This is a genomic window from Actinoplanes sp. NPDC048796 (assembly GCF_040650035.1).
GTDB lineage: Bacteria > Actinomycetota > Actinomycetes > Mycobacteriales > Micromonosporaceae > Actinoplanes.
The window spans coordinates 51,951-64,488 of sequence record NZ_JBEZGO010000022.1; the positions used below are offsets into that span (position 1 = coordinate 51,951).

General features: G+C 71.8%; 15 protein-coding genes. 9 read left to right on the top strand and 6 right to left on the bottom strand.

The genetic code is table 11. The annotated features are described in order from the left end of the window. Positions 1-654, bottom strand: a complete 654-nt coding sequence (locus tag AB0C26_RS43170) for an alpha/beta hydrolase (protein WP_360260198.1) — start codon at positions 652-654, stop codon at positions 1-3. A gap of 54 nt (positions 655-708) precedes the next feature. On the opposite strand from AB0C26_RS43170, the gene AB0C26_RS43175 reads away from it, so the two are divergent. The 3 genes from AB0C26_RS43175 to AB0C26_RS43185 all read left to right on the top strand — a co-directional run bounded on the left by AB0C26_RS43175 (position 709) and on the right by AB0C26_RS43185 (position 3,647). Then, positions 709-1,677: a WYL domain-containing protein gene (locus AB0C26_RS43175; protein ID WP_360260201.1), complete on the top strand. Its 969-nt coding sequence runs from the start codon at positions 709-711 to the stop codon at positions 1,675-1,677. Next, the gene (gene rox, locus AB0C26_RS43180) at positions 1,670-3,082 is read left to right on the top strand and encodes a rifampin monooxygenase (RefSeq protein ID WP_360260204.1); all 1,413 of its coding nucleotides are present in this window, start codon (positions 1,670-1,672) and stop codon (positions 3,080-3,082) included. Before AB0C26_RS43175 ends, rox begins: the two co-directional genes overlap by 8 nt. A 163-nt stretch (positions 3,083-3,245) precedes the next feature. Further along, entirely contained in the window at positions 3,246-3,647 is a 402-nt protein-coding gene (locus tag AB0C26_RS43185; protein ID WP_360260207.1) for a hypothetical protein, read from the top strand. Between the two features lie 65 nt (positions 3,648-3,712). On the opposite strand, the gene AB0C26_RS43190 is transcribed toward AB0C26_RS43185, so the two are convergent. After that, the gene (locus AB0C26_RS43190; protein WP_360260210.1) at positions 3,713-3,907 is read right to left on the bottom strand and encodes a hypothetical protein; all 195 of its coding nucleotides are present in this window, start codon (positions 3,905-3,907) and stop codon (positions 3,713-3,715) included. A 168-nt stretch (positions 3,908-4,075) separates the two neighbouring features. Further along, entirely contained in the window at positions 4,076-4,504 is a 429-nt protein-coding gene (locus AB0C26_RS43195; RefSeq protein WP_360260213.1) for a hypothetical protein, read from the bottom strand. 59 nt (positions 4,505-4,563) lie between these two features. Between AB0C26_RS43195 and AB0C26_RS43200 the strand changes: the two genes are divergently transcribed. Both AB0C26_RS43200 and AB0C26_RS43205 read left to right on the top strand, forming a co-directional pair. Further along, positions 4,564-4,905 (top strand): YciI family protein, encoded by a 342-nt coding sequence (locus AB0C26_RS43200; RefSeq protein ID WP_360260216.1) that lies wholly within the window; start codon positions 4,564-4,566, stop codon positions 4,903-4,905. Then, positions 4,902-6,089 carry a sigma-70 family RNA polymerase sigma factor gene (locus AB0C26_RS43205; RefSeq protein WP_360260219.1) on the top strand — a complete coding sequence of 396 codons (1,188 nt, stop codon included), beginning with the start codon at positions 4,902-4,904 and terminating at the stop codon, positions 6,087-6,089. Before AB0C26_RS43200 ends, AB0C26_RS43205 begins: the two co-directional genes overlap by 4 nt. On the opposite strand, the gene AB0C26_RS43210 is transcribed toward AB0C26_RS43205, so the two are convergent. After that, positions 6,072-7,703 carry a methyl-accepting chemotaxis protein gene (locus tag AB0C26_RS43210; RefSeq protein WP_360260222.1) on the bottom strand — a complete coding sequence of 544 codons (1,632 nt, stop codon included), beginning with the start codon at positions 7,701-7,703 and terminating at the stop codon, positions 6,072-6,074. The two genes, AB0C26_RS43205 and AB0C26_RS43210, sit on opposite strands and share 18 nt — an antisense overlap. A 41-nt stretch (positions 7,704-7,744) precedes the next feature. Beyond that, positions 7,745-8,512 (bottom strand): TSUP family transporter, encoded by a 768-nt coding sequence (locus AB0C26_RS43215; RefSeq protein ID WP_360260225.1) that lies wholly within the window; start codon positions 8,510-8,512, stop codon positions 7,745-7,747. Between the two features lie 82 nt (positions 8,513-8,594). Here AB0C26_RS43215 and AB0C26_RS43220 point away from each other — a divergent pair, with 82 nt between their 5' ends. From AB0C26_RS43220 to AB0C26_RS43230, 3 genes are all read left to right on the top strand, one after another. After that, positions 8,595-9,098, top strand: a complete 504-nt coding sequence (locus AB0C26_RS43220; RefSeq protein WP_360260228.1) for a CGNR zinc finger domain-containing protein — start codon at positions 8,595-8,597, stop codon at positions 9,096-9,098. Between the two features lie 52 nt (positions 9,099-9,150). Continuing rightward, complete coding sequence (gene uppS, locus AB0C26_RS43225) at positions 9,151-9,912, top strand: polyprenyl diphosphate synthase (protein WP_360260231.1); 762 nt, start codon at positions 9,151-9,153, stop codon at positions 9,910-9,912. Between the two features lie 202 nt (positions 9,913-10,114). After that, positions 10,115-10,978, top strand: coding sequence for a hypothetical protein (locus AB0C26_RS43230; protein WP_360260234.1), 864 nt, complete (start codon positions 10,115-10,117; stop codon positions 10,976-10,978). Here AB0C26_RS43230 and AB0C26_RS43235 read toward each other — a convergent pair. Further along, positions 10,965-11,546 carry a TetR family transcriptional regulator gene (locus tag AB0C26_RS43235; protein WP_360260237.1) on the bottom strand — a complete coding sequence of 194 codons (582 nt, stop codon included), beginning with the start codon at positions 11,544-11,546 and terminating at the stop codon, positions 10,965-10,967. The genes AB0C26_RS43230 and AB0C26_RS43235 overlap by 14 nt on opposite strands. 108 nt (positions 11,547-11,654) lie before the next feature. Here AB0C26_RS43235 and AB0C26_RS43240 point away from each other — a divergent pair, with 108 nt between their 5' ends. Further along, a complete protein-coding gene (locus AB0C26_RS43240) occupies positions 11,655-12,491 on the top strand; it encodes an MBL fold metallo-hydrolase (protein ID WP_360260240.1) in 837 nt (278 codons plus the stop codon). Positions 12,492-12,538 lie beyond the last annotated feature (47 nt).

The following is a 12,538-nucleotide window of genomic DNA, read 5'->3' on the forward strand; positions in this document are numbered from 1 at the left end:
CTATAGTGCGGCGATGATCTCCGCCAGCGCGACCGGCTGGGTGAACATCGGCCAGTGCCCGGAGTCGATGTCGACGTAGTCGAGGTGTTTGACCCGGGACAGCTCGGGTGAGTCGCCGCCGGTGACCCACTCGCGGGCCTGGGCGGGGCTGAACTCGGGGCAGACGAGCACGACCGGCACGTCGAAGCGGCGGTCGTCGGTCAGCCGTACGGTGCCTCGGGCTGTCCCCTCGGGAACGGCGACCGCCGCCGCCTCGAAATCGCGGCGGGCCCGCTCGTCGAGGTCCTGAGCGTCGGGGCCCTCGAACGGTTCCCATCCCGGGAACGCCATCACCCCGTCCTCGATCTCGAAGAAGTCCGCGTAAGGCTGTCCGTCCTCATTGGGGAAGCCGCCGATCATGGCCACCGTGGCGACCTTGTCCGGCCGGCGGTCGGCGGCGATCCAGGCCAGCGTGACCGCCGCTGAGTGCCCGACCACGATCGCCTTCTCGGGGGCCGTGTCCACGGCCGCCACCACGGCGTCGATCTGCTCGGTCAAGGTCAGGCCCGTCGGCGGTACGGCGGTGGCCCGGCGCCCCCGCTTCTCGAGCTCCGGCACCACGTCGCGCCACGCCGTGCCGTCCAGCCACAGGCCACCCAGGAGAACGATTGTCATGACCCGCAACGTACGGCCTATTCCGGACGTTCGGCTTCCGGTAGCGTGCTCGATGTGCCGGACGGATCGAGTCCCACCGCGCGGGCCCTGCGCACGCTGGAGTTGCTGCAGGCGCGCCCCGGCACGACCGCCGAGCAGCTCGCGGCCCATCTCGGCGTCACCGAGCGGGCCGCCCGGCGCTACGTCGGCATCCTGCGCGAGGCCGGCATCCCGGTCCAGTCCGCCCGCGGGCCGTACGGGGGATACCGGCTCGGCCGCGGCACCCGCCTGCCCCCTGTCGTCTTCACCGAGGATCAGGCGCTCGGCCTCGTCATGGCGGTCCTCGACGGGCATCCGGCCGCGATCGACGCCGACGACCTGGTCGGCACCGCCCTCAGCAAGGTGATCCGCGCCCTTCCCGAGAGCGTCGGCCGCCAGGCGGCGGCGCTGCGGGCGTACGCCTCGGCCGCCCCCGACCGGCACGCGGCCCGCCCCGACCCGGCCACCACGAGCGCGCTGATCGCCGCCTCGGCCGACCGCCACCGCGTGCTGGTCACCTACCGTTCCGAGCGCGGCGACGCCTGGGACGCCGAGGTCGACCCGTGGGCCGTCGTGGTCCGCTTCGGGCGCTGGTACCTGCTGTGCCACTCCCATCGGGCCGACGCGATCCGCACGTACCGGATCGACCGCATCCGCGACGTCCAGCGCCTGGCGCACACGTTCACGCCGCCGGACGACCTCGACCCGGTGGCGTCGCTCGAGGAGAACCTCGGCGCCGGCTGGAAATACACCACCCGCGTGGTCTTCCACGCCCCGCTGGACAAGGTCGCCCGCTGGATCCGCCCGCCGATGGGCCGGCTGGAACCCGACGGCGACGACCGCTGCGTCCTGGTCGGCACGACGACGAACACCGAGATGTACGCCCAGGAGTGGCTGGCCGCCGTACCCATCGACTTCACCGTCGAGGGCGGCCCCGAACTCCGCGCCGCGGTGGCCGCCGTGGCCGCCCGCTTCACCGCCGCCCTGGGAGGTTCACATGACTGAGGTGATCGTCGCCGGTGGTGGGCCGACCGGCCTGATGCTGGCCGCGGAGCTGCGGCTGCACGGGGTGGGGGTGGTCGTGCTGGAGCGCGACGTCGACCCGGCCCGGAACGTGCGGGCGCAGGGGCTGCACGTGCGCAGCATCGAGATCATGGATCAGCGGGGTCTTCTCGGGCGCTTCCTCGAGCGGGGCCGACAGTTCCGGCCCGGCGGGTACTTCGCGGGGCTCGGCGCCGGCTGGCCGGACGGGCTGGACACCGCCCACTCGTACGTCCTCGCCATTCCGCAGACCGTGGTCGAGGGGCTTCTGGCCGAGCATGCGCTCGAGGCCGGGGCCGACCTGCGGCGCGGGGCCGAGCTGACCGGGCTGAGCCAGGACGACTACGGGGTCACGGCCGAACTGGCCGACGGTACGCGGGTGCCGGGGCAGTTCCTCGTCGGCTGTGACGGTGGGCGCAGCACCGTCCGCAAGCTGGCCGGCATCGGCTTCCCCGGCGAGCCGTCACGCCACGAGACGCTGCTGGGCCAGATGGAGGCGTCGGCGCCGGCCGAGGAGATCGCGGCGGTGGTGGCCGAGGTCCGCCGGACGCAGCTGCGCTTCGGCCTGGGGCCGGTCGGCGACGGAACGTACCGGGTGGTCGTGCCGGCCGGGGAGGCCGGGCCCGAGCCCACCCTCGACGACTTCCGGCGCCAGCTGCGGGCCTTCGCCGGCACCGACTTCGGGGTGCACTCGCCGCGCTGGCTGTCCCGGTTCGGCGACGCGACCCGGCTGGCCGAACGCTACCGCGACGGGCGGGTCTTCCTGGCCGGCGACGCCGCGCACATCCATCCGCCGACCGGCGGGCAGGGCCTCAACCTCGGCCTGCAGGACGCCGTCAACCTCGGCTGGAAGCTGGCCGCCGCGGTGGCCGGGTGGGCGCCGCAGGAGCTGCTGGACACGTACGAGTCGGAGCGTCACCCGGTCGCCGTGGACGTGCTCGACAACACCCGCGCGCAGATGGAACTGCTGTCGGCCGAGCCCGGTCCCCAGGCCGTACGTCGGCTGTTGTCCGGCCTCATGGACATCGCCGAGGTGAACCGGCGGCTCATCTCGAAGATCACCGCGATCGACATCCGCTATGACTTCGGCGCCGGGCCGGATCTGGTCGGAAGACGCTTGCGGGACGTACGCCTGAAGCACAGCGGCCGCCTCTTCGACCTCCAGCACGCCGGCCGGGGCCTGCTGCTCGACCAGACCGGCCACCTGGCCGCCGGCGGCTGGTCCGACCGCGTCGACCGCGTCGCCGACATCAGCGACGAGCTCGAGTCCCCAGCCGTCCTGCTGCGCCCCGACGGCCACGTCGCCTGGGCCGGCACCGACCAGCGCGACCTGGACGCGCACCTGTCCCGCTGGTTCGGGCCCGCCTAGGGGCTTACGTTCAGGAAGTGCTCTGAGGGTGGCCGATGAGCAACGCCTTGGAGACGTCGTCGGGGTGGGTCAGAAGGGCTCGTTCTCGGCCAGTACGTAGGTGATCGGCACGCCGATGGTGCCGTCGGGCGCGGCCGCGATCGCGTCCCGGAGGAAGCCCTCCATGGGGCCCATCGCCCTCGCCGAGATCGAGGCCGCCACCGACCCCGGCCAGCTGATCCGGCTCGTCGTCTCCGCGTCGCGGACCCGGTTCGGCGAGTGGTTCACCCTCAAGCGCCAGGCCGTCGCCGCCGCGCCGCAGGAACCCGCCATCCGGGAAGCCATGGAGATCGCACACGAGAGCCTGCGCGGCGGCCTCCGGTTGACCGCCGATCGCCTGGCCGAGCTGGGTGCTCTCCGCGACGGCCTGGACGCCGCCGGGGCGGCGGACATCCTCTGGCTCTACCTCGGCAATGCCGCCTACTTCGTCCGCGGCGACGATCTCGGCTGGCCGCTCGACAAGTCCGAGGGGTGGCTGAACGTCGTCCTGCCCCGCGAGCTTCTGAGCGCTGAGTCAGCGCGCTGAGCCCTTTTCGTACCTGAGGCGGGGCTGCGGCGAGGCCCGGCCTCCGCCCCAGGTGCGATACAGGCCTAGCCCCGCCGCTCGCGGAGGGTGAGGCGGCGGGCGTCGAGGCGGACCTCCGCGATCTTCCACGGTGGCAGGGTCAGCGGCCGGCGCCGCCGGGTCCACCGGGACCGGTCGGCCGGCCTCGGCCGGAGAAGAACCGACGGCCGGATGTCGTACGGGGCCGGGAGGCGGATGTCCAGAAGCTGTCTGAGGATCATGTACGGGCACCGATCTGCTGAGGGGGTCCGCGCACGCCGAAGGAGCGCGTGGCGCGCGCGGGATGTCAGAACCTGAAAGCTCAGCTGATGCGGTACAACGGCCTGTCCTCTTCGTGTGGGTGTCCGGCGACGCTAACCGATTCCCCGCGGCGCCGGAACCGATTTATCTCAGCGCCGGACCAGCGCCAGGTCCCACTGGCCGTTGTCGTCCTCCCACACGGTGACGGCCTCGCCGGCCGGCAGTGGGTTGTCCGCCGGGTCCTCGTCGACGACCAGGTCGTCGTACTCCTCCTCGATCTCGCCGATGACGCGCAGCGCGTCCTCGCGGGTGCCGTCGGTGGCCACCCGGATGCGCGCGACCCGCCACTTGCCCTCGCTCAGGTCCCGCCCGGCCAGGTCACGGCCCTCGACCAGCTCACCGTCGATCTCGAAGAGGGTGCCCGGCCCGTCGACCAGCAGCGTCCCGGTGTCCAGAATGGTGAGGTTCTCGTCGATGACGTTCCGCTCGCCGCCGAGCACGGCGGGATCGATCCAGACCGGAAGGCGGTCGAGTTCGGTCTCGTGGATGAAGTTTCCCCAGGCGTACAAGGCGTACATGTCGAGGACGCGCCCTTTCCATTCGTGTAGGCAGCGAGAAGCGAGAACGAGGAGGAATGATGGCGCACTATCTGCTGAGCGTCTACCAGCCCGACGGCGACCCGCCGCCGCCCGAGGTGCTGGACCCGATCATGGCCGAGCTGGAGAAGCTGAACCAGGACCTTCGTGCCGCCGGGGCCTGGGTGTTCGCGGCTGGGCTGCACCCGCCGGCGTCGGCCACTGTGATCCGTGACCGCGACGGCGAGACGCTGCTGACCGACGGGCCGTTCACCGAGGGCAAGGAGCACCTGGGCGGCTTCACCGTCATCGAGGCGGCCGACCTCGACGAGGCGCTGCGCTGGGGCGGGCGGATGGCCCGGGTCGTGGCGCCGCTGTCCATCGAGGTGCGCCCCATCGCATGACCGAGGAGATCGAACGCGTCTTCCGGGCCGAGTTCGGCCGGGCGGTCGCCGTGCTGACCCGCCACTTCGGCGACCTCGACGTCGCCGAGGAGGCGGTGCAGGAGGCGTTCGCGGTGGCCGTGCGCCGCTGGCCGGAGAGCGGTGTGCCGCCCGCGCCGGCCGGCTGGATCATCACGACGGCCCGCCACCACGCGATCGACCGTCTGCGCCGGGAGGCCCGCCGGGCGGAACTGGAGGCGGAGGCCATGCGCGAGCGGAGGCCGGGCGAGCGGGACGACCTGTTGCGGCTCATCTTCACGTGCTGCCATCCGGCCCTGGCGCCGGCGGCCCGGGTCGCGCTGACCTTGCGGTTGCTCGGCGGCCTGACGACGAGCGAGATCGCCCGGGCGTTCCTGGTGCCGGAGGCGACCATGGCGCAGCGGCTGTCCCGGGCCAAGGGGAAGATCCGCGACGCCCGGATCCCGTACCGGGTGCCGCGGGACGAAGACCTTCCGGACCGGCTCGGTGCGGTCCTGGCGGTTCTCTATCTGGTTTTCACCGAGGGGTACGCGGCCCGGGCCGGCGACAACCTCACGCGCGACGATCTCACCGCCGAGGCGATCCGGCTGACCCGGGTCCTGCTGGCTCTCATGCCGGACGAGCCCGAGGTTCGGGGCCTGCTCGCGCTGATGCTGCTCGTCGAGGCGCGCCGGCCCGCCCGTACGGCCGAAAACGGTGACCTGATCCGCCTGGGTGACCAGGACCGGGGCCGGTGGAACCGGCGGCTGATGGACGAGGGGCGGGAGTTGCTGCGCGCCTGCCTGCGCCTCGACCGGGCCGGCCCGTATCAGTTGCAGGCGGCGATCAACGCGGTGCACGCGGACGCCGCGAGCGCGGAGGAGACCGACTGGCCGCAGATCCTGGCCCTCTACGACCACCTGGCGCTGTTCGATCGGGGGCCGGTCGTGGCGTTGCACCGGGCCGTGGCGGTCGCCGAGGTGCACGGTCCCGGGCCGGCCTTGGCCATTGTGGAGGGTCTGAGAGGCTTGGAGCGACACCACATTTGGTACGCCGTCGAGGCCGAACTGCTCGCTCGCTGCGGACGTGGCCGGGAGGCCGCGCGGGCGTACACCCAAGCGGCGCGACTGACCGCCAACGCGAGTGAGAGGCGGTTTTTGCTGCGGCGCTCAGACGCGGAAGGCTGACACCACACTGCGCAGCTCGGACGACATGCGGGCCAGTTCGGCCGTGGCCTCCTGTGTCTCGGCGACGCTCTGGCTGGTCATCCGGGCCGCCTCGGCCACGCCGGTGATGTTCTGCGCGATCTCGCCGGTGCCGCCGGACGCCTCGGCCACGCTGCGGTTCATCTCGGCCGTGGTCGCCGTCTGCTCCTCCACCGCCGACGCGATGGTCGTCTGGAACTCGCTGATCCGCCCGATGACCAGAGAGATCTCCTCGATCGCGGTGACCGCGCCGCTGGTGTCGGCCTGGATCGCCTCGACCCGCTTGGAGATGTCCTCGGTCGCCCGCGCCGTCTCCTGAGCCAGGTCCTTCACCTCGGAGGCGACCACCGCGAAGCCCTTGCCCATCTCACCGGCCCGCGCCGCCTCGATCGTCGCGTTCAGCGCCAGCAGGTTCGTCTGCTCGGCGATCGCGGTGATCGTCTTGATGACGTTGCCGATCTCGGCCGACGAGTCACCCAGCTTGTTCATCGTGGCCGAGGTGGCCGCGGTGACGGTCACCGCCTCGGCCGCGACCCGGGCCGCCTCGGCCGCGTTCTGCGAGATCTCCCGGATCGACGCGCCCATCTCCTCGCTACCAGCCGACACCGTCTCGACGCTGCGCGACACCTGCTCGGCCGCGGCCGACACCGCCTGCGCCTGGGCCGAGGTCTCCTCGGCCGAGGCCGCGATGTGGTGCGAGGTGCCGGTCAGCCGCTCCGAGGCCCCGGCCAGGGAGGCGGCCGAGTTCTCGATGGTGGCCACCGTGGCCCGCAGCCGGGCCATCGCCGCGTCCAGCGCCCGGCCCATCCGGCCCGGCTCGTCGCGGCTGACCAGGCCGGTGGTGCGGGTCAGATCGCCGTCGGCCAGGCCGTCGCAGACCACTGTCACCTTCGACAGCGACTGTACGATCTTGCGGGCCACCCAGACGCCGATCATCAGCGCCACGGCGAGGCCGACGATGAGCGTGAGCAGCGAGAACGTGCGGCTGCTGGTGTAGGCCGAGTTCGCGGCGTCCGAGTTCTTCGTCGCGTCGGCCGTCTCGGCCTTGTCCAGGGCGGTGGTGTTGGCGTTGATTTTGTCGAGGATGGGCTCGGCCTGGTCGTCGCGAATGTTGGCCCATTCGATGAGCTTGTTGGCGGTGCCCGCCGGGAGCATCTTGCTCTTGGCGACGTCGGCGTAGTCGTCCCAGTTCGATTGGAGCTCGTCGATCAGTGCCGAATCCGCGGTAGGCATGCTGTTGCGGTAGGCCGTCATCGCCGTGCCGAACGACTCGAGGTCGTTGCCGAAGGCCTCGGCGTACTGTGTGGTCCTCGTCGCGTCGACCGACAGCGCCTGGTTGGCCAGGTCGATCCGGGTCGCGCTGATCGCGGCCCGGATCTGGCCCACGGCCTTGATGCTGGCGATGTTGCTTTTGGAGATCAGCTGGGCCTTGTCGTTGACCTGGCTCAGCGAGACGATTCCGAGGATGCCGACGACCAGGGCGACCAGGGCCGCGACCCCGACCGCGGTGAGGACCTTGACGCTGACGCCGAGGTCGGCGAAGGAGAAGCCCTTCCTGGTCGCCGCGCTCGGCGCGGTCACGGTCACAACGCTCACGTTGCCCACTATCGCGAATCAGTCTCGGCAAAGAACGCTATTCACCCGAAATACTGAACAGCCAGACGTATCACCATACCCACGACAACGACCACCAGGGCGGTCCGTACGAATCCCGCGCCGCGCTTGAGGGCGGCACCGGCCCCAAGCCGAGCGCCGACGATGTTGCACACCGCCATCGACAAGCCCAGCCACCACAGGACGTGGCCGCCGGCTGCGAAGACCACCAGCGCGCCGAGATTGGTGCCCGCGTTGAGAATCTTCGCCGTGGCCGAGCTGCTGACGAAGTCGAGCCCGAGCAGGGCGGTGAACGTGATGATCATGAAGGTGCCGGTGCCCGGGCCGAACACCCCGTCGTAGAACGCGATCCCCACGCCCGCCACGACGACGGCGGCGGCCCGGCGGCGCGCGGTCGGGTCGGCCGCCTTGACGGTGACCCCGAACGTCGGTCTCAGCACGACGAAGGCCAGCACGCCCAGCAACAACAGCATGATGGCCGGACGGAACCAGTCGACCGGGATCCGGCTCGCGGTGACGGCGCCCAGCCCGGCGAAGACCACGGCCGCGCCGGCGGCCGGCCCGGCCACCCGCCAGTCGATCTTCGTGCGCCGGGCGTAGGTGATCGCGGCCGTGGTGGTGCCGCAGATGCTGGCCACCTTGTTGGTGCCGAGCGCGGTCACCGGCGGCAGGCCGGGCAGGCCGAGCAGCAGGGCCGGGACGAGGATCAGCCCGCCGCCGCCCACGACGGCGTCCACCCATCCGGCCGCCGCGGCGACCGCGAGGAGCAGGAGCACTGACTGCCAATCCATCGGCTTCCCTTCGTTGTCTGCCGGCCGATGGTGATGATGCTGTAATGGGCTTATGCACCTCAACCCTTACGGGGAGGATGCGGTGCGGCTCGCACTTTCGCTCGTCGCCGACCCGCCGCCCCATCCGGATGCGCTGGCGTCTCGATGCGCAGCGGCCGGCGTCGCCATCGAGCGGCCGCCCACGCTGTCCGATCTGTCGGTCATCTCGGCCTTTCTCGGCGAATGGCTGGCGGTGGTGGACGCGGCGGACGTCGGAGCGCGCGCGGAGAGGCTCAACGCGCTGCTGCGGGCCACCGCCGCCTACCCGCGATTGACCGACCATGCGGGCAGCGGCTGGCACATCCACTACCGCGAACCGGACCAGTCCCTGTCCTCGCTGCTGTCCACCCTGATCAGCGTGGGCACCGCCCTGCACCTGTCCGGGCGCGGCATGCACCGGCTCGGCCGCTGCGCCGCCGCCGGCTGCGGAAACCCCTTCGCCGACTTCAGCCGAACGGGCCGGCAGCGGTACTGCTCACACGCCTGCGGCAACCGCGACGCCGTACGACGGCACCGCGCTCGTGCCGAAACGGTGAAGATGCCGTAGAGGACTCGCGCGAGCCGGGGGCCGCGACGGCCCGATCTGCTGAGATCTCGGCATGCTTCGGTCCTTGCTGTACGCCGTCTACGCCCGCCTGCTCCGCCGCCGGCTGACCGGGGCCACGCTGCCCCGGCATGTGGCCATGGTCATGGACGGCAACCGCCGCTGGGCCCGCCAGATGGGCTTCGGCGACCCGCGGGTGGGCCACCGCTACGGCGCCGAACACCTCGACGAGGTTCTGACCTGGTGCGCCGAGGCGGGAATCCGGCACGTGACAGTGTTCGTGGCGTCCGTCGACAACGTCCGTAAACGCGACGCGGTCGAGGTCGGCAACCTGATGCGCATGATCGAGGACGTGGTGGCCGAACGCCTGCGCCGCCCGGCCAGCCCGTGGCAGGTCCACCTGGCCGGCCGCCTCGACGTCCTGCCCGACTCGACCCGGCACGCGCTCAAACTGGCCGAGGAACAGACGCGCGACTCCGCCGCCACCTTCCACCTGACCATCGCCATCGGTTACGACGGCCGCGAGGAGATCGTCGACGCCGTACGCTCGCTGCTGTCCGAGGCGCCGTCCTTGGCCGCCGCGATCGAAACGCTGACCGCCGACCGCATCGCCGACCACCTCTACACCAGCGGCAGCCCCGACCCCGACCTGGTCATCCGCACGAGCGGCGAGCGCCGCATGTCGGGCTTCCTGCTGTGGCAGGCCGCCTACTCCGAGCTGTACTTCTGCGACGTCTACTGGCCCGGCTTCCGCCGAGTCGACTTCCTGCGCGCCCTGCGCTCCTACGCCGCCCGCCACCGCCGCTTCGGCGCCTGACCCGCCGCGCCCGGAGGAGATCATCGGCACACCGGCAGAGCACGGGTGAGCGTCCGGCCGGCGGGCACCACGCGGCCATGGGATCGACATCGGTGACCGCGTCGACGTCCGGGCCGGCGACGCCCGCGACTTCGCCGCCTCCACCCCGCAGGGTCTGCCCTTCGCCCGCCGGCCTTGACCGTCGAGGTGGGAACCTTTGGCCGTGCTGCCGCGTGTACGGGACATGGTGGTTTCCACGACGAGGGCCGGCGAGGCGCCGGCGCGCCGCGACGCCGACGGGTTCGAGGCGTTCTACCGGGCCAATGTGGACCGGTTCTACCGCGCTCTGGCGGTGACCCTGCGCCGCGACGGCCTCGCCCACGAGGCCGTCGACGAGGCGATGGCCCGGGCGTACGCGAAATGGTCAGTGGTCGGTGAGCTCGAGTCTCCGGCCGGCTGGGTGTTCCGGGTCGGATTCAACTGGGCCACGTCGTGGCGGCGCAAGCTGCGCCGCGAACGGCCGCCCGTGGCGGACGACGCGCATCCCCAGCAGGGCCCGCCCGACGGCGACGCGGTGGACCTGGCCGAGGCGACCGACACCACGGCCTATCTGTGGCGCGACACCGGCTACGTCGCGCACGACCTGGCGACCGGCCGGGAGAGCCTGCTGCTGCCGATGACCGGCGTGTTCGACGGCTCGACCGACGCCGCCGACGGTATCTCCACTGCGGTCGCCTTCGACCGGACCGAGGAACCGTGCCACCCGCAGGTCGTGCACCTCAACGGCACCTCGTACCGGCAGCTGTGGTCGGCCGGCGTTCCGGGCTGCCTCCGGGTGACCGACCTGCGGCTCAACCGCGACGGCGACCGGCTGGCCATCGGCTATCGGAGCGCGGACGGCCTGCGGGTGGCGCTGCTGGACACCGAGGACGGCCGGCTGCTGACCGATCGCCGGGTCGGCGCCCTCCCGGCCGGGAACGCCCGGATGCACGTCGAGCTCGCCTGGACGGAGGACCAGACCGTACGCGGCGTGGTGGTCCCCGGGGGCGGCGGCCCGCACGACCTCGAGCCGTTCACCGTCCGGTGAGCGGCGCTACCTGGAGGAAGGCGCGTGACTCCTCCAATGCCGCGTCGAGCTCGTCCCCGGCGCGGGTGAAGTCGCCGGCCTCGTAGCAGCTGGTCAGGGCCTTCTCCCAGGCCAGCATCATGAGGCCGCACTGCAGGCGGGAGCGCGGCGAGTCGGCCGGCAGGCCCAGCCGCTCGCCCAGCGCCGCCGCCAGCGCGGTGACCCACAGATCCTGCTGCTGGAGGTGCCGCCCGCGCAGGGCCGGCTCGTTGCGGTTGAGGCGCATCACCGTGGCCATCGTGACCGGGTCGGCGGTGACCGAGTCGACGGCCACCGCGAAGGCGGCCCGCAGGGCGCGCGCCGGGGTCTCGGCGGCCGGGCGGCGGCGCAGCTCCTCGGCGATCGACGGGCCCAGGGCCTCGATCGGTTGCAGGACCGCGTCCTCCTTGGTGGGGAAGTAGCGGAAGAACGTGCGCTCGGTGACGCCGACGCTGGCCGCGATGGCGCCGGCGGTCGTCGCCGCGAAGCCGACCTCGTCGATCGAGCGCATCGCGGCGGCCGTCAGCTCGGCGCGGATGGCCTCGCGCATGCGAGCTCGGACACCTGGGGGCTTCGCCGCTTCCATGTCGATCATCTTAGCGCTACAGTCGGCCACTGACACTGTGTCAGTCACTGACACAAACTGAGGAGAGCGACCATGAGCGAGAAGATCACCATCGGGGACTACACCGTGACCGTGCTGCGGGACGGCTCGTCCTACATGCCGCCGTCCTTCTATCCGGGTGCCGACTTCTCCCGATTCCCGGGCCTGCTGGGGGAGAACGGCGTCTACGAGATCCGCCTCGGCGCCCACCTGGTCCAGGGCCCGGCCGGCACGTTCCTGATCGACGCCGGCGCCGGGGAGCTGGCCATTCCGTTCCCGGCCGAGCTGGCCGGCGAGAACAGCCCGGCCTACCTGGCGCGGGCCGGCAACCTGCCCGCCGCCTTGGCCGAGGCCGGTGTCGCGCCCGAGGACATCACCGCGGTCCTGATCACGCACCTGCACCTCGACCACGTCGGCTGGATCGTCAAGGACGGCGAGCCGTTCTTCCCGAACGCCGTCGTCTACTACGGCGCCGAGGACCGGGCGCTCCTGGCCGGTGATGAGCCCACACGGGCGATCATGGATGCGGCCGAAAGGGCCGGCATCCTGCGCACCTACGGCACGGAAGACCTTCCCGGCGTACGGGTGATGCCGGTGCCCGGGCACACCCCGGGGCACGTGGTGATCGAGCTCGCGTCCGGCGGCCGGCGGCTGTGGTTCACCGGCGACCTCCTGCAGCTGCCGGGCCAGCTGACCGACCGCGACATCCACTTCCTGACCGACGTCGACCGCGAGCTCGCCACCGCCGCCCGAGCCCGGCTCTTCGCGCAGGCCAAGGAGCAGGGGATCGTCATCGCGGCCGCACACCTGGACAACCCGTCGTTCCGGCTGATCGCCCCCGGCGACAGCTGGGTCGACGCCCGAACGGTCACTGGCACTCTGCCCGCATAGGCGATGCTTTCGCCGGAATTGGCGGCATATGTTCGTACCTCTCTGAA